Here is a 21349-nt window from a genome sequence, read left to right on the forward strand (position 1 = left end):
TGGTCTCCGGAAGAGGTTGGGAGCGCTCCCACTCGCCTTCGTTCCTCCTTGCTGTCCCCCCCACGCGGAAGAGAGCTCATGAGTTGTCATGATCGCATCAGGCACGTCAGGCGTGCGTCGACCCTGGCCCTCGGCACACTGTCCGCCGCTCTGCTCACCCTGATCCCCTGGAGCGGCACCGCCGTCGCCCATGGCTCGGTGGTCGACCCCGCCTCCCGCAACTACGGCTGCTGGCAGCGCTGGGGTGACGACTTCCAGAACCCGGCCATGGCTCAGCAGGACCCCATGTGCTGGCAGGCCTGGCAGGACGACCCCAACGCCATGTGGAACTGGAACGGCCTGTACCGCAACGGCTCCGCCGGCGACTTCGAGGCCGTCGTCCCCGACGGGCAGCTGTGCAGCGGCGGCCGGACCGAAGGCGGGCGCTACAACTCCCTGGACGCCGTGGGTGCCTGGAAGACGACGGCCGTCGCCGACGACTTCACCGTCAAGCTGCACGACCAGGCCAGTCACGGCGCCGACTACCTCAAGGTCTACGTCTCCCGGCAGGGCTTCGATCCCACCACGCAGCCCCTGGGCTGGGACGACCTCCAGCTGCTCACCACCACGGGCCGCTACGCGCCCGGTCAGCACTACGAGGTCCCGGTGAGCACGTCGGGCCTGAGCGGCCGGCACGTCGTCTACACGATCTGGCAGGCGTCGCACATGGACCAGACGTACTTCCTGTGCAGCGACGTCGACTTCGGCTGACCCGCACCACCCCCACCCCCACCCCCGCCGGGCGTGCCGCGTCCGGCGGGGACACCGGTCGGTGCGCCCGTCGCGCGAGGTACTCCGCGACCGTCCCGGAGTGCGGTATACGTCCCCCATGGACTACTACGACCTCGGCACCCACGGCCGATCCGTGACGACCTCGTCCCCCGAGGCCCAGCGATGGTTCGACCGCGGGCTGGTGTGGACGTACGCCTTCCACCACGAGGAGGCCGTCGCCTGTTTCGAGGCCGCCGCCGAGGCCGACCCGGACTGTGCCATGGCCCATTGGGGCATCGCCTACGCTCTCGGCCCGAACTACAACAAGCCCTGGGAGGCCTTCGACGCCGAGGAGCTGACGAGGACCGTCGACCGCACCCACGCCGCGGTCGAGCTGGCCCATCAGAAGGCGGCGCCGGCGACCCCGGTGGAACGCGCGCTGATCGGAGCCCTGCGCGCCCGCTACCCTCAGGCGCGCGCCGTCGACGACTGCTCCGTGTGGAACCCGCCGTACGCCGAGAGCATGCGCGCCGTCCAGGCACTCGCCCCCCACGACCTGGACGTGGCCGCCCTCTACGCCGACGCCCTCATGAACCTGACGCCCTGGCAGCTGTGGGACCTGCGCACCGGACGGCCGGCCGAGGGCGCCCGCACCCTGGAGGCCAAAGAGGTGCTCGAGCGGGCCCTGGCCGCCGAAGGGGGACGGGAGCATCCGGGGGTCCTGCACCTCTACGTCCACCTGATGGAGATGTCCGCCACCCCCGAGGCCGCCCTCGCCGTCGCCGACCGGCTGCGCGGTCTCGTCCCCGACGCCGGGCACCTCCTCCACATGCCCTCGCACCTGGAAGTGCTGTGCGGTGACTACCGGCGCGTGGTGTCGGACAACACCGCCGCCGTCGCCGCCGACGAGAAGTACCGCGCCCGGGCCGGCGCGATGAACTTCTACACCCTCTACCGCTCGCACAACTACCACTTCAAGATCTACGGCGCGATGTTCCTCGGCCAGTACGCCGTCGCCCTGGACACCGCCGAACGGCTGGAGGCGTCCGTCCCCGAGGAACTGCTGCGGGTGGAGAGCCCGCCGATGGCCGACTGGCTGGAGGGCTTCCTCGCCATGCGGGTGCACGTCCTGATCCGGTTCGGTCGCTGGGCGGACATCCTCCGGCTGCCGCTGCCCGCCGACCCGCGCCTGTACTGCGTGACGACCGCGATGCTCCACTACGCCCGCGGCGTCGCCCTCTCGGCCACCGGCGAGATCGAGGGGGCGGAGGCCGAACGCGGACTGTTCCGCGAGGCGGTCGCCCGGGTGCCCGAGTCCCGCACCCTGTTCAACAACACCTGTGCCGACATCCTCGCCATCGCCTCCGCCATGCTCGACGGCGAGCTGGAGTACCGCAAGGGCGACCATGCCGCGGCCTTCGCCGCCCTGGAGCGGTCGATCGCACTGGACGACAGCCTCCCCTACGACGAACCCTGGGGCTGGATGCAGCCCACCCGGCACGCCTACGGCGCCCTGCTCCTCGAACAGGGCCGGGTCGACGAGGCGGAGGCGGTCTACCGGGCCGACCTGGGCCTGGACGACACCCTGCCCCGCGCCCTGCAGCACCCCGGCAACGTCTGGGCCCTGCACGGCTACCACGAGTGCCTGGTGCGGCTGGGCAGGGCGGGGGAGGCGCGGATCGTCGCCCAGCAGCTGAAGCTGGCCAGCGCGCTGGCCGACGTACCGGTCGAGGCCTCCTGCTTCTGCCGCCTCGGCCCCGAACCGGCCACAGGCGCGGCGGACGGCTGCTGCGCCGGGGACCACTGACCGGCGCGGCGGGCCGGGAGGGCCCGGGAGTGCCCTGGCCGGGGTGATGACCGGGAGAGGCTCCAGGAACGCGACGACGGGTCCGGGCGGCACCGGGCGGTCCGCCGTCTCTATACGATGTCGCCCCGAACGGAACTGCGGCGGACGGCGGCGGACGGCGGCGGACTGCGGCGGAAGGAGGCGGGGCGGTGACGGAGCACCGGCGTACGCGGCGGCGGGGGCAGGGCGAGCTGGAGGCGCTGGTGCTGTCGGCGCTGCGCGAGGCGGACGGCCCCGCGACGGCCGGCTGGGTGCAGGAACACCTCGGTGGCGGCCTCGCCTACACCACGGTGATCACGATCCTCACCCGGCTCCTGGAGAAGGGCGCGGTCAGCCGTGAACGCGCGGGCCGGTCCTTCGCCTGGACACCCGCGGACCAGGCGGGCCTCGCCGCGCGGAAGATGCGCAAGGTCCTCGACGCCGAGAGCGACCGCGAAGCCGTGCTGGCCAGCTTCGTCACCGGCCTCGACCCGGACGACGAGCGACTGCTGCGCGAACTGCTCAGGCAGGCGCGTGACGCGGGGGACGGCTGACGCCGCACGGGGGTCTTCGCCTCCAGGACGGCCCGACGTCGCAGCGACGGTGCCGCCCCGCTCGATCGGCCGCCCGAGCGGGGCGGCACGCGTCCGGCCGTGACCGAGAACAGCCTTATTGCTTGAGTAACGCAAGCGACGGCTAAACTGGCGCACATGCCCAAGCCGCCGTCCGCCCCCGCGGCCCAGGCCGACCCGTACACGCGCGAGCACCGGGGCCGCGCGTCCCGCGGTGGGGAAGCCGCACGTCGTACGGGCGGGCCGCACGTCCTGCTCACCCTCGGCGACGAGCGCACGGCGCAGCTGCTGCGGACCACGCTCCGGCTGGCCGGCTACCGGGTCGTTCCCGCCCGCAACGGCGCCGAGGCCAGGCTCCGGCTGACGGAGCGCCGCTTCGACCTGGTCGTCCTCGACGTGACCCTGCCGGACCTGCACCGGCTCGGGGGCGCGAGGGGCAGCCTCGCCGAACCCGCCCGGCCGCCCGTCCTCCTGCTGGCCGGCGGCGAGTTCCTCGGGAGCATGCGGTCCGGCGCCGGGCACGGACCGGTGCAGACGGAGGAGATCCTCGCCACGGCGGAGCGGCTGGTGCGGGCGGCCGAGCCGGCGTCCGGGCCGGTTCCCGCCCTGCGCTACGACGACCTGGTCCTGGACGAGGCGTCCTGCCGGGCTCGGCGCGGCCGGCGCCCCATCCCGCTCACTCCCGGCGAGTACCGACTGCTGCGCTGTCTCCTCCTGCACGCGGAACAGGTGCTGTCCAAGGAGCAGATCGGCCGTCACGTCTGGTCCGACCTGCCCACGGTCGGCGCCGTCGAGCGCCTCGTCTCGCGCCTGCGCCGCAAGGTCGACGAGGAGGGGGACACCTTGATCCACACCCGCCGCGGCTTCGGCTACTGGCTGGGACGGCACGCCCGGTTCTGATCCACGCAGGGCCCTGTGAGGTGCACCACGTCCGGTGACCGACGGGCGACTGTCAGGGAGTTGTCCGACTGGTTCGCTTGACTGTGCCCGTCCGGCACCGCCCGCAGAGAGGAACCAGGACGCGCATGTCCGCCCCCCACACCACCCCCGCCCCCGCGCCCTCGGGCCCCCACGGGCAGGACTTCGACCCAATAGCCCTGCGCGCCAGGTACCGCGCCGAGCGCGACCGTCGGATCCGCCCGGACGGCAACGCCCAGTACCGGCGCCCCGCCGGCGAACTCGCCTCCTTCGACACCGACCCCCACGCCGACCCCGGTCACTCCAGGCCACCCCTGACCGATCGCGTCGAGGCCCTGGTCATCGGCGGCGGCTTCGGTGGACTCCTCGCCGGGGCGCGGCTGCGCCAGGCCGGCGTGGACTCGATCCGGGTGATCGAGAAGGGGGGTGACTACGGCGGCACCTGGTACTGGAACCGCTACCCGGGCATCCACTGCGACATCGAGTCGTACGTCTATCTGCCGCTGCTGGAGGAGATCGGCTACGTCCCCAAGTGGAGGTACGCGCCGGGGGAGGAGATCCGGCAGCACGCCCGCGCGATCGCACGGCACTTCGGTCTGTACCGGGACGCCTGCTTCCAGACCGAGGCCACCGGCCTGCACTGGGGCGAGTCCGAGGCGGAGTGGACCGTCACCACCGACCGCGGCGACCGCATGCGGGCCCGCTACGTGATCGTCGCGAGCGGTACCCTCAGCCAGGCCAAGCTCCCCGGCATCCCCGGCATCGAGACCTTCGCGGGCCACGTCTTCCACACCAGCCGCTGGGACTACGACTACACCGGCGGCGATCCCAGCGGCGGACTGCACCGCCTCGCCGACAAGCGCGTCGCCCTCATCGGCACCGGCGCCACGGCCATCCAGGCGGTCCCGCACCTCGGAGCCGACGCCCGGCACCTGTACGTGTTCCAGCGCACGCCCTCCTCGGTCGACGTCCGCGACAACCGTCCCACCGACCCGGAGTGGGCGAAGTCCCTGGAACCGGGCTGGCAGCGCCGCCGCCGGGACAACTTCCTGGAGGTCGTCACCGGCGTCCGGGCCGACGAGGACCTGGTCGGCGACGCCTGGACCAGCACCGCCCGGCTCCAGCAGAAGCTGATCCCCACCGAGGGCTACGCGGACCTCCCGCCACGGGAGCGCGAACTCGCCTACGAGATCGCCGACTTCCAGAAGATGAACGAGCTGCGCGCCCGCGTCGACGCCGTGGTGGAGGACCCGGCGACGGCCGAGAAGCTCAAGCCCTGGTACCGCTACATGTGCAAGCGGCCCACCTTCAGCGACCACTACCTCCAGACCTTCAACCGGCCGAACGTCACCCTCGTCGACACCGCCGACACCCACGGCGTCGAGCGGATCACCGAGCACGCCGTCGTGACCGGGGGCGAGACGTACGACGTCGACTGCATCATCCTCTCCACCGGTTTCGAGACGGGCGTCTCCGGTGTCCTGTCCGGGAAACTGCCCGTGCACGGCAGGGGCGGCACACCGCTGCTGGAGGCCTGGAAGAACGGCCCGAAGACGCTCCACGGCTTCTACAGCCACGGCTTCCCCAACTTCTTCCAGCTGGGGCCGCTGCAGAACGCCAGCGCGGTGAACTACGTCCACATCCTCGACGAACAGGCCCTCCACGTCGCCGAGATCGTCGCCGAGGCCCGCCGGAGGCGCGCCCGGTACGTCGAGCCTACGGCCGCGGCCCAGGACGCCTGGGTCGCCACCATCCGCGAGAAGGCGGCCGACCTGTACGCCTTCCACGCCGAGTGCACCCCCGGCTACTACAACAACGAAGGCCGGCCCCGGGAGCACAGCCAGGCGTACGGCGACGGTCCGGTCGCCTTCCACGACCTGCTGCGCCGCTGGCGGGCCGACGGCGGTACGGCCGAGGTCCTCGTCGAGGACGAGCGGCGGTGAGGGCCGTGCCCAGCCGGTTCGACCCGACCGGCCACCACCGGGTCTCGAGCCCGCGCCGGCAGGTGAGCCGCCTGAACCCCGCCAACCGGCTCTGGGGCTCCAACGGCGTGGCGTTCGGCCCCGACGGGCGGCTCTACGTGGCCCAGTTCCTGGCCGGGCAGATCAGCGCCGTCGACCTCGCGACCGGCGACGTCGACGTGATCGTCCCGATGGACGGCCCGATCCGCTCGCCGGACGACCTCGCCTTCGGCGCGGACGGTTCGATGTACGTCGCCGACCTGGTGCCCGGCCGGGTGTGGCGCCGCGACCCCGCCGGCGAGTACCGCCTCGTCTCCGCGGCCGTGACCAACCCCAACGGCATCACCTGCGTCGGCGACCGGCTCTTCGTCAACGAGATGAAGCCCGACGGCCGACTGCTGGAACTGTTCCCGGACGGCGGCGAACCGGTCGTCCTCACCGGCGGACTCGCCCTCGGCAACGCCATGCAACTCGGCCCCGACGGCCACCTGTACTACCCGCACATGATCACGGGCCAGGTCTGGCGCATCCCGCCGGACGGCGGCGTGCCCGAGGTGGTCGCCGAGGACGTGCACGAACCGGTCGCCGTCCGCTTCGACCGGGGTGGCGTCCTGCACGTCCTCTCCCGTGGCGCGGAGGGCATCGTGACCCGCGTCGACCTGCACGGCACCGGCTCCCGCACGCTCGTCACCAGCGGACTGACCGGTCTGGACAACGCCGCGTTCGACGCGGAGAACCGCATGTTCGTCTCCAGCTACGCGAGCGGGGGCATCACCGAGCTGCACCCCGACGGCAGGACCCGGGACATCGTCCCGCGCGGACTCGACGGGCCCTACGGCGTCACCGTCGACCTCGGCGGCACGGTGTACGCGGCCGACCACTACCGGGTGGCGAGCCCCGAGCCGCCGGGCGACGGCACCCGCGACGACGTGACCACCCTGGCCCTGCTCACCTTCGCCCACGGCATCGTCGCCGACGGCGACCTGCTGCACCTCACCTCGCAGTACGGCACCGTCGTCACCTACGACCCCGCCGACGGAAGCACGCGGGAACGGGCGACCGGACTCGACCGCCCCCTCGGTGTCGCGGTCGCACCGGACGGCGCCCTCGTCGTCGCCGAGGCGGGGGCCGGCCGGGTCATCGCCATCGGCCATGGGGACACGACGACGGTGCTCGCGGAAGGCCTCGTCCGCCCCGCCGACGTCGCGTTCGACGGCGGGGGCCGGTGCTACGTGAGCGACGAGGGTGCCGGGTCGGTGGTCCGCGTCCCCTACGGCGACGGCGACGGCGACGGCGGAACGACGACCGTGGCCGAGGGGTTGCGCGCCCCGCAGGGGCTGGCGGTCCTGGGCGACGATCTGTTCACCGTGGAGAGCGCCTCTCGCCGGCTGCGGGCGATCTCGCTCACCACGGGGGAGACTTGGATCGAGGCGGAGGACCTCCCCGTGGGTCCGCCACCGGGTGTGGTCCCCGGCGCCGCACCGGCGCTGTTCGCGGGCGGCATGCCGGGCCTGGCACCCCGCTTCGCCGGTCTCGCCGTCGCCCCGGACGGCTCACTGCTGCTGTCGGCCGACGGGGAGGGCACGGTGCTGAGGCTGGGCCCGGTACCGGCCGGCACCTGACGACGGGCCGACCGGCGTCAGTCGTCCGTCAGCCCGGCGGCGAGCGTGGCCCCCAGTTCCCAGCAGGCCTCCAGATCGGCCTTGCCGGGCTCACCGGCCACGCTCACCGCCGGTGCGGCACGTTGCCAGCCGAGTCCCGTGGTGACCGACTCGATGGAGCGCACCGCGCCGGTGGTGTCGCTGCCGCCGTGCACGTAGTAGCCGAACGGCCGGCCTCGCGTCCCGTCCAGACAGGGGTAGTAGACCTGGTCGAAGAAGTGCTTTAGGGCCCCGGACATGTACCCCAGGTTGGCCGGGGTGCCCAATAGGTAGCCGTCGGCCTCCAGTACGTCGACCGCCGTGGCCGCCAGCGCCGCGCGCCGGACCACCCGTACCCCCTCGATCTCGGGGGCGGTCGCCCCGGAGACGACGGATTCCAGCATCGCCTGGCAGTTCGGCGAGGGCGTGTGATGCACGATCAGCAAAGTGGCCACGGCCGAAGCCTGCCGCCCCGCACCCGCCGGCCGCAAGGAACGCCACCCCGTACGACGCGTCACACGCCCCCCGAGGGGCCGGGTCGGCACGCCGGCGGCTCACACCTCGGGCGCCCCGGTCTCCGTCAGCTCTCCGTCGGCCAGCCGCAGCCAGCGGCCGACGCCGATCTCGCGGAGGAACCGCTGGTCGTGGCTGACCACCACGAAGGCCCCCTGGTAGGAGTTCAGGGCGCTCTCCAGCTGGCCGACGCTGACCAGGTCCAGGTTGTTGGTCGGCTCGTCCAGGAGCAGCAGGTGCGGGGCGGGTTCCGCGCACAGGACGCAGGCGAGGGTGGCCCGTAGCCGCTCGCCGCCGGAGAGCAGGCCGACCGGCAGGTGGGCCCCGGCGCCGCGGAAGAGGAAGCGGGCCAGCAGGTTCATCCGCTCGGCCTCAGGCCGGTGCGGCGCGTACGCGGTGAAGTTCTCGGCGACCGTCAGGTCGGGGTCCAGCAGGTCCAGTCGCTGGGAGAGGTACGCGACGCGCCCCTCGGCCCGCCTGACCTCGCCGCCCGCCGGTTCCAGGTCGCCGTCGACCAGACGCAGCAGGGTGCTCTTGCCGGCGCCGTTGGGGCCGGTCAGCGCGATGCGCTCGGGACCCCGGACGGTCAGGTCGACGCCCTGGCCCGGGAACACCTCCCGGTCGCCGAGCCGGACCCGCAGTCCCTGCCCGAGGAAGAGGTTGCGCCCCGAGGGCACGTGGGTCTCCGGCAGGTCCAGGGTGATGCGCTGCTCGTCGCGCAGCGAGCGCTCCGCCTCGTCGAGCCGGGCCCGCGCCTCGCCGACCCGGTGGGCGTGCGTCTGCCCCGCCCGGCCCGCGGACTCCTGCGCGCCCCGCTTCATGGTGCCGGCGAAGATACGGGGCAGACCGGCGTTCTTCAGGTTGCGGGCGGCGTTGCTCGCACGGCGCTCGGCGCGCTCGCGGGCCTGCTGCATCTCCCGCTTCTCCCGCTTCAGCTCCTGCTCGGCGTTGCGGACGTTCTTCTCGGCGACCTCCTGCTCGGCGCGGACCGCCTCTTCGTACTCGGTGAAGTTGCCTCCGTAGAAGCGCAGTTCGTCACGGCCGAGTTCGGCGATGCGGTCCATGCGGTCGAGCAGCGCACGGTCGTGGCTGACCAGCAGCAGACAGCCGGTGTAGTCCGCCAGCACGTCGTGCAGCTTGTGCCGGGCGTCCACGTCGAGGTTGTTGGTGGGCTCGTCGAGCAGCAGCACGTCCGGCCGCTTCAGCAACTGCGCGGCGAGTCCCAGGGAGACGACCTGCCCTCCGCTGAGCGTGCCGAGGGTCCGGTCCAGGGTGAGGTCGTCCAGACCGAGGCGGTCGAGCTGGGCGCGGGTGCGTTCCTCGATGTCCCACGCGTCGCCGATGGTCGTGAAGTGCTCCTCGGCCACGTCCCCGGACTCGACCGCGTCGATGGCGCGGATCACGGAGGCGACGCCCAGCACCTCGGCCACGGTGAGGTCACCGGTCAGCGGGAGGCTCTGCGGCAGGTACCCGAGGGCACCGGAGACCGACACGGCCCCGGTGCCGGGCCGCAGCTCCCCGGCGATGAGTTTGAGCAGCGTGCTCTTGCCGGAGCCGTTGGGGGCGACGAGGCCCGTGCGGCCCGTGCCCACGGTGAAGGACAGGTCCTCGAAGACAGGCGTGTCGTCGGGCCAGGAGAAGGACAGGTGGGAGCAGCGGACGGCGGCGTCGGACATGGAGACGACCTCGTGGAGAAGAGGGCAGCGGGAGAACGCTGCCCGGGCAGATCGGGGAAGGGAATGACGACGAGGCCACCGCGGCGGCGCATCCGTGCGCCCGCGTGGCCGTTCAGATCCGGGTATCACCCGGAGATGTCGTCTTCACCCACCATGTCTGTGACTCCTCGGTACACGACTCGAACGGGCCCGGATCCGGCTCGGCGGACGAGCCCGGGAGGCGTTCGACAGACGATCAACGTCTTCCCCACTTTAACAGCCCGGCTTCTTCCGGCAGCGGGGCCGCCGGTGCCACGGGACGGTGCGGCCGCCCCTCCGCGCCCCGCCCGCCCCACCCGTCCTGCGGGTACCGGCGCCGGCCGGTGGCCGGGCTCCGCGGGTCCGGTGGCCGGGGGTAAAGTCGGCTCGCCGCTCAGCCCGCGCCGGACCGGGCGCCGCGGCCCGACGGTTCGTCGTCGTGATCCGGCGAGGGGAGCCATGACCAGTACGCAGGAACCGCCCGAGCTGACCGGGCCGACCCTTGCGGTGCGCGAGGCACCGTCGGTCGAGGAACGCGTCACGCGCATACGGCGGCGTCTGGAGCGGCTGATCGGCATCGCGGCCACCGAGGGCAACTCGCTCACCGCGCTGCGCAACGGGGACGAGATCTTCACCGCCATGCTGGCCGGGATCCACCGTGCCGAGCACACGGTGGACATGATGACGTTCGTGTACTGGAAGGGCGACATAGCCCGCCGGTTCGCGGAGGCCCTGGCGGAGCGGGCCCGGGCCGGGGTGCGGGTGCGGCTGCTGCTGGACGGGTTCGGCAGCCGGCTCATCGAGGCGGAGCAGCTGCGCACCATGGAGCGGGCCGGCGTGCAGGTGGCCTGGTTCCGCAAGCCGCTGTACCTCTCACCGCTCAAGCAGAACCACCGCTGTCACCGCAAGGTCCTCGTCGTCGACGAGGAGACCGCCTTCACCGGTGGGGTGGGGATCGCGGAGGAGTGGTGCGGCGACGCCCGCAACCCGCGGGAGTGGCGCGACACCCACGTCGAGGTCCGCGGTCCCGCGGTGGACGGCATCGCCGCGGCCTTCGCGCAGAACTGGGCCGAGTGCCACGACGAGCTCTTCGACGAGCGGGACCGGTTCGTCGAGCACCGCCCGCAGGGCGGTTCCATCGTGCAGGTGGTGCGCGGCTCGGCCAGTTTCGGCTGGCAGGACATGCAGACGCTGATCCGCGTGATGCTGGAGTCGGCGGAGGAGCGCGTCCGTCTGGCCACCGCCTACTTCTCGCCGGACGCGTACTTCGTCGAGCTGCTGTGCGCCACCGCGCGGCGCGGGGTCGAGGTGGAGATCCTCCTGCCGGGGCCGCATACGGACAAGCGGGTCTGCCAGCTGGCCGGGCAGCACTACTACGAGGACCTCACCGCGTGCGGGGTGAAGATCTACCAGTACCAGCCGACGATGATGCACGCCAAGGTCGTCACCGTCGACCACGTCGCCGCCCTGATCGGCTCCACGAACTTCAACCGCCGCTCGCTCGACCACGACGAGGAGGTCATGCTCGCCGTGCTGGACCGGGAGTTCACCGCGACCCTGGACCGGCACTTCGACGCGGACCTGGAGGTCAGCGAACTGATCCGGGCGGGCAGGTGGAAGAGACGCTCCGTCGTCCAGCGGGCGCGGGAGCTCGCCGTCCAGCCCATCCGCCGGTTCCTCTGACCCGAGCCCCGTCCCGCGGCGCTCCCGCTCCTGGCGAACCGCGGGGCGGGAGCAGGGGGTGCGACCGACGCCCCCACGCGCGGCCGCCGTCCGAGGCGCCCGGGTCTCCCTCGTGTCCCGGGCCGCGCCCCGACCGCACGCCCCGACGACCGCGACCCCGGAAAGGGCACCGTCCTCCGTCATGTCCCCCACCTGGACCACCCGCGCCGAGACCGGCGCCGACGTCCCCGCCGTCCGTGACATCGTCCGTGCCGCGTTCCCCACAGCGGAGGAGGCCGCCCTCGTCGACGCGCTGCGCGCCGACCCCGAGGCGTGGATCGAGGGCCTGTCCCTCGTCGCGGTGGACGACGACGACCGCCCGGTGGGCCACGCCCTGCTGACCCGCTGCCACATCGGGGAGAGCCCGGCGCTCTGCCTCGCACCCGTCGCCGTCCGGCCCGAGCGGCAGCGGAGCGGTGCCGGTTCGGCGGCCGTCCGGGCCGCACTGGACGCCGCCGGGCGCCGGGGGGAGCGCCATGTCGTCGTCCTGGGGCATCCCGAGTACTACCCCAGGTTCGGCTTCGGCCGGGCCTCCGCGCACGGTATCCGCGTGACCTTCGACGTCCCGGACGAGGCCCTCATGGCCCTCACACTGGACGCCGCCCACCCGCTGCCCGCCGGCACCGTCCGCTACGCGGCACCGTTCGGCATCTGACCTGCGGACGCCGCACCTCCGTCGGCGTCCCACCGGCGATCGCGCTCGCGCGCGGCCGAGACGCCGGGCGCGCGCGAGGGGCCGCCCACCGTGCGTGGTGGGCGGCCCCTCTCAGGTGGTGCCGTGTCGCGGCCGGACGGGTCAGCCGACCGGGGACGCCGGTCCGCTGTCCGCCTTCGACGCGGTGTCACCCGAGCGCTGCGCGGGGACGGTGACCGGCGCGCCCGCGGCGGCCTCCTCGGCCAGGCGCTCCATACCGCTGGTGGTCTTCAGCGGCTTCTCCTTGATGAAGACCACGGCGACCAGCGCGAGCAGCGCGAAGGGAGTGGCGACGAGGAACAGGTCGGCGGTGGCGACTCCGTAGGCGTGCTGCACGATCTCCCGCATGGGGGCGGGGAGCGTGCTCATGTCCGGGACGCTGTGCGCGCCGCCGCCCGAGCCGCCCTCGGCCCCTCCGGCGGCGCCCGCCTTCTCCAGCCCCTTGGTCATCTCGCTCGCGACCCGGTTGGCCAGGATGGCACCGAGGACGCTGGTGCCGATCGTGCCGCCCATGCTGCGGAAGAAGGACAGCACGGAGGTCGCGGCACCCAGCTCGGCCGCGGGCACGTCGTTCTGCGCGGCCAGCACCAGGTTCTGCATCAGCATGCCCACGCCGACGCCGAGGACGGCCATGTAGAGGCTGAGCAGCCCGAAGTGGGTGTCGGCGTCGATCAGGGAGAGCAGCGCGAGGCCGACCGTCATGACGACCGCGCCCGCGACCAGGTAGCTCTTCCACTTGCCGGTCCGGCTGATCAGCTGCCCGGCGACGGTCGACGACACCAGCAGACCCAGGATCATCGGCAGGCTCATCAGGCCCGCGACGGTCGGCGACTTGCCCAGGGAGACCTGGAAGTACTGCGAGAGGAAGACGGTTCCGCCGAACATGGCGACGCCGACCAGGAGGCTGGCGACGGTGGTCAGGGTGACCGTGCGGTTCTTGAAGATGTCGAGCGGGATGACCGGCTCGTCGGTGCGGGCCTCGACGAGGACCGCCAGGCCCAGCAGCAGCACACCGCCGATGACGAGGGCGGCGGTCTGCCAGGACGCCCAGTCGAACTGGTTGCCGGCCAGCGAGACCCAGATGAGCAGCGCGCAGACACCGGCGACGATCAGGAAGGCCCCGAGCCAGTCGATCTTCACCTGGCGCTTGACGGTGGGCAGCTTCAGCGTGCGCTGCAACAGGAGGATGGCCAGCAGCGCGAACGGCACGCCGATGAAGAAGCACCAGCGCCAGCCCAGCCAGTCGGTGTCCACCAGCACACCGCCGATCAGCGGTCCGGCCACCGTACCGACGGCGAAGACGGCACCGAAGATGCCGGAGTACTTGCCCAGCTCCCGGGGCGGGATGATGGCGGCCATCACGACCTGCGCGAGCGCGGTCAGACCACCCGCGCCGATGCCCTGCACCACCCGGCTGAAGATCAGCAGCGTCGTGTCGTGCGAGAAGCCCGCCAGCAGCGAGCCGATCACGAACATGAGCAGCGAGGCCTGGAGCAGCAGCTTCTTGTTGAAGAGGTCGGACAGCTTGCCCCACAGGGGGACGGTCGCGGTCATCGCCAGGAGTTCGGCGGTGACGACCCAGGTGTAGGAGGACTGGCTGGCACCCAGGTCGGCGATGATGGTCGGCAGCGCGTTGGACACGACGGTGCCCGCCAGGATGGCGACGAACATGCCGGCCATCAGACCGGACATGGCCTGAAGTATCTGCCGCTGGTTCATGGAGGTGGGAGGCGCGTCGGCGGGCGCCTGAGCTGCGGTCACGACTTCTCTTTCGACAGTGGTGTGGGTGATCCGCGCGGGCCGGGCAGGGCCTCGGCGTCCGGGCGGGCGGATCGGACGGTGGGTGGCGCCGCCCGGCCGGGAGGCCGGGCGGCGCGGTGCGCTGGTCAGGCGGGCGGCGCCGGCAGCCCGGCGGCGAGGAGGGTGAACACCTCCTGGAACACGTCGCTGAAGGCACGTACCTCCGGGCGGGCGCACCAGTGATCGATGCTGACCCGGACGGCGGTGACCGCCACCGCGGCCAGCAGCCGGGGGTAGAGGTCGAGCGCCTGGCGCCGCTCTTCGTCCGACGCGGCCGGTGGCGCGGGTGCGTCGCCGGGGGCGCCGGTGACCGGGCGCATCCGTTCGGCGATGGCCTCGGCCAGTTCGGTCTCGTCCGCCATGTGCGCGCCGAGACTGCGTACGAAGAGGTGCGGCGCGGCGCGCAGCACCTTCCCGTGCAGGCGCCACAGCTCGTGCTGCTGCTCGGCCTCGGCCAGCTCCGCCGCCAAGGCGTCGCGCAGGGCTTCGAGCGGGGTGAGCCCGGCCGGTGCGGCGAGCAGCGCGCGGCGCACGTGCGCGCTGGTGTCGGCGCCGGTCAGGACGAAGACGTCGTCGCGGGTGTCGAAGTAGTTGAAGAAGGTCCGCACCGACACTCCGGCCGCGGCGCTGATCGCCTCCACGGTGACCTTCTCCGCGCCGTGCTCGGCGGCCAGACGCACCGCGGCCTCGGTGAGGGCGACACGTGTGGCCCGCTTCTTCCGCTCTCGCAGACCGCCCCCCGCGGTACCTTTCTCCGACATAAGTTGCATGGTATGCAAAGATGCACGCCATGCAAAATTGGCCCGGTCCGGCACCCTCCCGGGAACGCGGCGCCCGGCGTCGCGAGGGTTCGAGGCGACTGCCCGGCCGAACGCCGGGAGAGCGGGCGTCGGCGACGTTGAACTCGCCGGGGCGGCCCACGGTCCGTTCTGTGGTCGCGGCGGCCTGGCCCGTACGGCCGTGACAGGGGCCGGGCCGCCGGACCCTCTCGATGCCGTTCCGCCACCGCAAGTCCGGCGTGCAGCGGGGAAGTTGGGGTACTCGGTGCGTCGACACGGTCGGCATCGGGGTCGGCGCCGGTGACGGCCGTGCCACTCTTGGGCACACCGGAGCCGGAGCCGGGAGAGGCACGGCCCGGCGAGACGGCTTCCCGGGGAACCGGCCCCGCCCGACGCGCGGCCCGCCCCGTCGGCCCGGGCCCGGCCTCCCGGGGTCAGACCGAGGTGCTCGGTACGCCACCGGTCGCGACGGACCGAAGTCGCCGGCACCCCGCCGGCACCGGTCGCCTCCGCGAGAAGGCGACGTGACCCGAACGGCCCTGTCGGGTACCCGAGCGCTTCGCTCGGGGTTGGGATGGGCACGGGGCACCCCGGTCCATGCCGGCCCGACCGCTGTCCCGAAAAGGAAAGGACCCCGGATGTCCGTCGACACCCAGCAGGCGCCCGCCGAGCTCACGGACGAGGAGCTCGCCGGTCTGGACGCCCACTGGCGCGCCGCGAACTACCTCTCCGTCGGCCAGATCTACCTGATGGCCAACCCCTTGCTGACCGAGCCCCTGCGCCCCGAGCACGTCAAGCCCCGCCTGCTGGGCCACTGGGGCACCTCACCCGGCCTCAACCTGGTCCACACCCATCTCAACCGGGTGATCAAGGCCCGCGAACTCGACGCCCTGTGCGTCTGGGGTCCGGGCCACGGTGGCCCCGCGGTCCTGGCCAACGCGTGGCTGGAGGGGTCGTACACCGAGACCTACCCGGACGTCACCCGGGACGCGGCCGGCATGGCCCGGCTGTTCAAGCAGTTCTCCTTCCCCGGCGGCGTCCCGAGCCATGTCGCGCCCGAGACGCCGGGCTCGATCCACGAGGGCGGTGAGCTCGGGTACGCGCTCTCGCACGCCTACGGTGCCGCCTTCGACCACCCCGGCCTGGTGGTCGCCTGCGTGATCGGTGACGGCGAGGCGGAGACGGGCCCCCTGGCCACGTCCTGGCACTCCAACAAGTTCCTCGACCCGGTCGAGGACGGCGCCGTCCTGCCGATCCTGCACCTCAACGGATACAAGATCGCCAACCCGACGGTGCTCGCCCGCCTCCCCGAGTCCGAACTCGACGAACTGCTGCGCGGTTACGGCCACGACCCCCTGTACGTCACCGGTGACGAGCCGGCCGCCGTCCACCGCGCCATGGCCCGCGCCATGGACACCGCCCTGGACCGCATCGCCGCCCTCCAGCGGGCGGCCCGCGAGCAGGGCGCCGGCGAACGCCCCCGCTGGCCGATGATCGTGCTGCGCACGCCCAAGGGCTGGACCGGCCCCGCCGAAGTCGACGGCCTGCCGGTGGAGAACACCTGGCGCGCCCACCAGGTCCCCCTGTCCGCCGTGCGGACCGACCCGGACCACCTGAGGCAGCTGGAGCAGTGGCTGCGCTCCTACCGGCCCGAGGAACTGTTCGACGACGCCGGAGGCCCCCGGCCCTCCGTCCTGGCCTGCGTACCCGCGGGCGCCCGCCGGCTGGGCGCCACCCCCTTCGCCAACGGCGGGCTGCTCCTGCGTGAACTGCCACTGCCACCCCTGGAGAAGTACGCCGTCCCGGTCGAACGGCCCGGCGCGAGCGCGCACGAACCCACCCGCGTCCTCGGCGACCTGCTGAGGGACGTCATGGACGCCACCGCCGACCGCCGGGACTTCCGCCTCGTCGGCCCCGACGAGACCGCCTCCAACCGCCTCCAGGCCGTCTACGCCGCCAGCGGCAAGGCCTGGCAGGAGCGGACGCTTCCCGTCGACGAGGACCTCGACCGGCACGGACGGGTGATGGAGATCCTCTCCGAGCACACCTGCCAGGGCTGGCTGGAGGGCTACCTCCTCACCGGCCGGCACGGACTGTTCTCCTGCTACGAGGCCTTCGTCCACATCGTCGACTCGATGGTCAACCAGCACATCAAATGGCTCAGGGTGACCCGGCGCCTGCCCTGGCGCGCCCCCATCGCGTCCCTCAACTACCTGCTCACCTCCCACGTCTGGCGCCAGGACCACAACGGCTTCTCCCACCAGGACCCCGGCTTCGTCGACCACATCCTCAACAAGAGTCCCGAAGCCGTCCGGGTCTATCTGCCGCCGGACGCCAACACCCTGCTCTCCGTCGCCGACCACGCCCTGCGCAGCCGCGACTACGTCAACGTGATCGTCGCGGGCAAGCAGCCCTGCTTCGACTGGCTGTCCATGGAGGAGGCCCGGGTGCACTGCGCGCGCGGCGCCGGCATCTGGGAATGGGCCGGCACCGAGGACGGCAGCCGCGAACCCGACGTCGTACTCGCCTGCGCCGGCGACGTGCCGACCCAGGAGGTACTGGCCGCGGCCCAGCTCATCCGCCGCCACCTGCCGGACCTCGCCGTGCGCGTGGTGAACGTCGTCGACATCGCCCGGCTGCTGCCCAGCGGGGAACACCCGCACGGCATGAGCGACTTCGAGTACGACGGCCTGTTCACCGCCGACAAGCCGGTCGTCTTCGCCTACCACGGGTATCCCTGGCTGATCCACCGGCTCGCGTACCGGCGCACCGGTCACGCCCATCTGCACGTGCGCGGTTACAAGGAGATCGGGACCACCACCACGCCCTTCGACATGGTGCTCGGCAACGACATGGACCGCTACCGCCTCGTCATGGACGTCATCGACCGCGTGCCCGGCCTCGCCGTGCGCGCGGCGGCGGTACGGCAGCGGATGGAGGACACCCGGCTGCGCCACCACGACTGGATCCGCGAACACGGCGTCGACCTGCCCGAGGTCGCCGACTGGTCCTGGGACGGCTCTCCGTGACCGCCACCCCGTCGACGTGGGACTACGACCACTACGACCCGGCTCAGGAGCGGCTGCGCGAGTCGCTGTGCACGCTCGGCAACGGCTACTTCGCCACCCGCGGCGCGCTGCCCGAGTGCACCGCGGACGACGTGCACTACCCGGGCACCTACGTGGCCGGCGGCTACAACCGGCTGACCTCCTCCGTCGCGGGACGCGAGGTGGAGAACGAGGACATGGTCAACCTCCCCAACTGGCTGCCGCTGCGCTTCAAGGTGGCCGGCGGGGACTGGCTCACGCCGGACACCGCCGAGGTGCTCGACCACCGCCAGACCGTCCACCTGGACTCGGGGGTGCTGGAGCGCCGTACGCACCTCGGCATCGGACAGGGACGCGTGCTGTCCGTGCGCCAGCTGCGCATGGTGCACATGGCCGACCCGCACCTCGCCGCCCTGCGCACGGAGTTCACGGTGGACGCCGGAGCGGCGGAGATCGAGGTGGAGGCGGCGCTCGACGGCGGCGTCACCAACTCGGGGGTGCCGCGCTACCGGGACCTGGAGGGCCGCCACCTGACCCACGTGCACACCGGTGCGGGCGACGACGACACGGTGTGGCTGCGCTGCCGCACCCGTACGTCGGACATCCGGGTCGGCATGGCGGCCCGCACGACGGCCGACGCGCCCGTCACCCCGGCCCGTGAGCACCTGCGGGTGACCCAGCGCACCACCCTGCGGCCGGAACCGGGCCGTACCGTGACCGTCGACAAGATCGTGGCCCTGCACACCTCACGCGACCCGGCGATCAGCGACCCGTTGCAGGCCGCCCTCGACCGGGTGGCCGACGCCCCCGGCTTCGACGCCCTGCTGGTGTCGCACCGCACGGCCTGGGGCCAGCTGTGGCGGCGCGCCGAACTCGACGTACCCGGCGAGGCCGGCAGCATCCTGCGCCTGCACCTCTTCCACGTGCTCCAGACCCTCTCGCCGCACACCGCCGACCTCGACGTCGGTGTACCGGCGCGGGGGCTGCACGGGGAGGCCTACCGCGGGCACGTCTTCTGGGACGAGCTGTTCGTCCTGCCCTACCTCAACCTGCACTTTCCCGAGGTGTCCCGGTCCCTGCTCCACTACCGTCACCGGCGTCTGGAACGGGCCCGCGCCGCCGCCCGCGCGATCGGCAGGCGCGGCGCGCTGTACCCCTGGCAGAGCGGCAGCGACGGACGCGAGGAGACCCAGAAGCTGCACCTCAATCCGCGCTCCGGCCGCTGGCTGCCCGACCACTCCCACCTCCAGCACCACGTGGGGTCGGCCATCGCCTACAACGTGTGGCAGTACTGCGAGGCCAGCGGCGACGCCGAGTTCCTGCACACCAAGGGCGCCGAGATGCTGCTGCAGATCGCGCGCTTCTGGGCGGACTCCGCCACCTGGGACGAGCACCTCGGACGGCACCGCATCCGGGGCGTCGTCGGCCCCGACGAGTACCACGAGGCCTACCCCGGCGCCGCCGAACCGGGCCTCGACGACAACGCGTACACCAACGTCACGGCCGCCTGGGTGCTGACCCGGACCCTGGAGGTCCTCGACGCCCTGCCCGCACCGCGCCGTCGCGAACTCGTCGAGCGCACCGTCCTGGACGACGGCGAACTCGAACAGTGGGAGCACGTCTCCCGCACCCTCCACGTCCCCTTCCACGAAGGCGTCGTGAGCCAGTTCGAGGGGTACGGCGAGCTCGCCGAACTCGACTGGAAGGGCTACCGCGAGCGGTACGGCGACATCCGGCGCCTCGACCGGGTGCTGGAGGCCGAGGGCGACAGCGTCAACAACTACCAGGCGTCGAAGCAGGCCGACGTCCTGATGCTCGGCCACCTGTTCGCCCCGGCCGAGCTCCGCTCCCTCTTCGAGAGGCTGGGGTACCGCCTGGACGAGGCGACGTGGCAGCGCACCGTCGACCACTACCTGGCCCGCACCAGCCACGGCTCCACCCTCAGCGGGCTCGTCCACGGCTGGATCCTGGCCCGGGCCCGCCGCGCCGAGGCCTGGGCCTACGTCCAGGAGGCGCTCAAGGGCGACGTCGCCGACCTCCAGGGCGGCACCACCGGCGAGGGCATCCACCTCGGCGCCATGGCGGGCACCCTCGACCTCGTGCAGCGGGGGCTGACCGGGCTGGAGACCCGCTCCGGCGCCCTGTGGCTGAATCCGGTGCCCCTGCCGGAACTGTCGTCGTACGGGTTCTCCATCCGCTACCAGGGCCACTGGGGCGTGCGGCTGCGGCTGGAGCACGGCCGGCTGGAGATCGCCGTGCCGTCCTCCGGCCGCCTGCCGATCGACGTCCGGCTGCCCGACCGCGCGGTGCGCCTCCAGCCGGGGGACACCTGCCGACTGGCGCTCCCGGACTGACCGCCGGTTTTCAGTCCCACAGGGGGTGGGTCACCGTGCGGGGAGATCCGTCCGGCCTGCCGTCGGTGTAGGTCAGGGTGATGCGGGTGTAGTGCCGCTCGCCCGGGTCCTTCTCCCAGGCCTGCGGCCGGTCGAGCCGGACGGTCACCGGGTAGGAGTGGAACGTGCCCTCGGCGCAGTAGGGAACGCAGTCGTTGACGGCGTTGGTGCCCCGGCCCACCGCGGCCTCCGCGTCCCACCGGGACCACTGCATCGAGACCAGGCGACTGTTGCCGTCACCGCAGGCCAGCACGAACACTGCGGGCCGTACGTCGGGCCGCGAGGAGCAGTCGACCAGCACCGGGTCCCGCGACTGCTGCGCTGTGCGTTCCGCCGGCGGTGCGGCGGAGGCCGTGCCCAGGGGCACGGCGAGCGCGGCGGCGGCACAGAGCGTGACCGCGGCCCTCATCGGGATACTGCCCATGTCTGCTCCCAGCAGCTCGGGATCGCTCGGCTCCGCTCCCCGCTTCCCCGTACCGACCGTACGACCGAGTCCGCGAACGCACCACTCGTACGGCGTAGCCGGTCGGGCGGAGGCCGGGGGCTGGGGAGGGTTCTCGAGCGGGCCGGGCGCGCGTGCCCGGGGAAGAGGCCGTCTCGTCGACGCCCGCGCCGGGCCGGTTCGTGCGACAAGGTGCCGATTGCATCCGCCGGGTGGTCGTGGGGGCGGCCCGCAACCACCGGGGCCGCGCCGGTGTCTCATGCGGTCAAGAACGGCGACTCACCCACCGGAGGACCGCGGTATGCACACGATGACCGCCTCGACCGCCCCGACTCCCACCGACCCGACGCGCCCGCACTCCCGCGGCGCCCAGGACGACTTCCTGCTCCAGCCGCCCGACCCGGCCCGGCGGGTGCCCTGCCGCATCGACCCCGTCGACCTGCGCCGCCTGGACCTGCTCGCCCTCCTGACGGCGGCGGGCATCGCACCCTCCGCCGGGGACCGGGCCGCCATCGCACGGCTCAGCGAACTGCCCGGCAGCGTGCACGCGGCGCTGCACCGGTGGCTGGAGCAGGCGTACGGCTTCTGCCGCTGACGTG

Annotated in this window: 16 protein-coding genes; 11 read left to right on the forward strand and 5 right to left on the reverse strand. The window is 72.7% G+C overall.

The annotated features are described in order from the left end of the window. Nucleotides 1-78: 78 nt before the first annotated feature. From SAM23877_RS32760 to SAM23877_RS32785, 6 genes are all read left to right on the forward strand, one after another. Entirely contained in the window at nt 79-750 is a 672-nt protein-coding gene (locus SAM23877_RS32760) for a lytic polysaccharide monooxygenase auxiliary activity family 9 protein (protein ID WP_053141106.1), read from the forward strand. A gap of 118 nt (nt 751-868) precedes the next feature. Beyond that, nucleotides 869-2557, forward strand: a complete 1689-nt coding sequence (locus SAM23877_RS32765; protein WP_053141108.1) for a hypothetical protein — start codon at nt 869-871, stop codon at nt 2555-2557. A 188-nt stretch (nt 2558-2745) separates the two neighbouring features. After that, a complete protein-coding gene (locus tag SAM23877_RS32770) occupies nt 2746-3129 on the forward strand; it encodes a BlaI/MecI/CopY family transcriptional regulator (protein WP_053141110.1) in 384 nt (127 codons plus the stop codon). 156 nt (nt 3130-3285) lie between these two features. Next, complete coding sequence (locus tag SAM23877_RS32775) at nt 3286-4047, forward strand: response regulator transcription factor (RefSeq protein ID WP_079030576.1); 762 nt, start codon at nt 3286-3288, stop codon at nt 4045-4047. Nucleotides 4048-4172: 125 nt separating this feature from the next. Further along, a complete protein-coding gene (locus SAM23877_RS32780; protein WP_053141112.1) occupies nt 4173-6008 on the forward strand; it encodes a flavin-containing monooxygenase in 1836 nt (611 codons plus the stop codon). Next, nucleotides 6005-7648, forward strand: a complete 1644-nt coding sequence (locus SAM23877_RS32785) for a hypothetical protein (RefSeq protein WP_053141114.1) — start codon at nt 6005-6007, stop codon at nt 7646-7648. Before SAM23877_RS32780 ends, SAM23877_RS32785 begins: the two co-directional genes overlap by 4 nt. A gap of 17 nt (nt 7649-7665) precedes the next feature. On the opposite strand, the gene SAM23877_RS32790 is transcribed toward SAM23877_RS32785, so the two are convergent. Together SAM23877_RS32790 and abc-f are read right to left on the reverse strand one after the other, a co-directional pair. Beyond that, complete coding sequence (locus SAM23877_RS32790) at nt 7666-8121, reverse strand: flavodoxin family protein (protein WP_053141116.1); 456 nt, start codon at nt 8119-8121, stop codon at nt 7666-7668. A gap of 99 nt (nt 8122-8220) precedes the next feature. After that, nucleotides 8221-9855, reverse strand: a complete 1635-nt coding sequence (abc-f, locus tag SAM23877_RS32795) for a ribosomal protection-like ABC-F family protein (protein ID WP_053141119.1) — start codon at nt 9853-9855, stop codon at nt 8221-8223. A 477-nt stretch (nt 9856-10332) separates the two neighbouring features. Here abc-f and SAM23877_RS32800 point away from each other — a divergent pair, with 477 nt between their 5' ends. Together SAM23877_RS32800 and SAM23877_RS32805 are read left to right on the forward strand one after the other, a co-directional pair. Further along, on the forward strand, nt 10333-11556 hold the full coding sequence (locus tag SAM23877_RS32800; RefSeq protein ID WP_053141121.1) for a phospholipase D-like domain-containing protein: 1224 nt from the start codon (nt 10333-10335) through the stop codon (nt 11554-11556). Between the two features lie 181 nt (nt 11557-11737). Beyond that, the gene (locus SAM23877_RS32805; RefSeq protein WP_053141124.1) at nt 11738-12250 is read left to right on the forward strand and encodes a GNAT family N-acetyltransferase; all 513 of its coding nucleotides are present in this window, start codon (nt 11738-11740) and stop codon (nt 12248-12250) included. Nucleotides 12251-12391: 141 nt separating this feature from the next. Here SAM23877_RS32805 and SAM23877_RS32810 read toward each other — a convergent pair whose 3' ends face one another. Both SAM23877_RS32810 and SAM23877_RS32815 read right to left on the reverse strand, forming a co-directional pair. Continuing rightward, entirely contained in the window at nt 12392-14008 is a 1617-nt protein-coding gene (locus SAM23877_RS32810) for an MDR family MFS transporter (RefSeq protein WP_162492168.1), read from the reverse strand. Between the two features lie 167 nt (nt 14009-14175). Continuing rightward, nucleotides 14176-14859, reverse strand: a complete 684-nt coding sequence (locus SAM23877_RS32815; RefSeq protein ID WP_053141128.1) for a TetR/AcrR family transcriptional regulator — start codon at nt 14857-14859, stop codon at nt 14176-14178. A gap of 647 nt (nt 14860-15506) precedes the next feature. Between SAM23877_RS32815 and SAM23877_RS32820 the strand changes: the two genes are divergently transcribed. Both SAM23877_RS32820 and SAM23877_RS32825 read left to right on the forward strand, forming a co-directional pair. Continuing rightward, nucleotides 15507-17897, forward strand: coding sequence for a phosphoketolase family protein (locus SAM23877_RS32820; protein WP_053141130.1), 2391 nt, complete (start codon nt 15507-15509; stop codon nt 17895-17897). Next, a complete protein-coding gene (locus SAM23877_RS32825; protein WP_053141133.1) occupies nt 17894-20269 on the forward strand; it encodes a glycoside hydrolase family 65 protein in 2376 nt (791 codons plus the stop codon). Before SAM23877_RS32820 ends, SAM23877_RS32825 begins: the two co-directional genes overlap by 4 nt. A gap of 10 nt (nt 20270-20279) precedes the next feature. On the opposite strand, the gene SAM23877_RS32830 is transcribed toward SAM23877_RS32825, so the two are convergent. Beyond that, complete coding sequence (locus SAM23877_RS32830) at nt 20280-20732, reverse strand: hypothetical protein (RefSeq protein WP_079030577.1); 453 nt, start codon at nt 20730-20732, stop codon at nt 20280-20282. A 319-nt stretch (nt 20733-21051) separates the two neighbouring features. Between SAM23877_RS32830 and SAM23877_RS32835 the strand changes: the two genes are divergently transcribed. Continuing rightward, a complete protein-coding gene (locus SAM23877_RS32835) occupies nt 21052-21345 on the forward strand; it encodes a hypothetical protein (RefSeq protein WP_107408691.1) in 294 nt (97 codons plus the stop codon). Nucleotides 21346-21349: the final 4 nt, after the last annotated feature.

This window comes from Streptomyces ambofaciens ATCC 23877 (assembly GCF_001267885.1).
Taxonomy (GTDB): Bacteria; Actinomycetota; Actinomycetes; order Streptomycetales; family Streptomycetaceae; genus Streptomyces; species Streptomyces ambofaciens.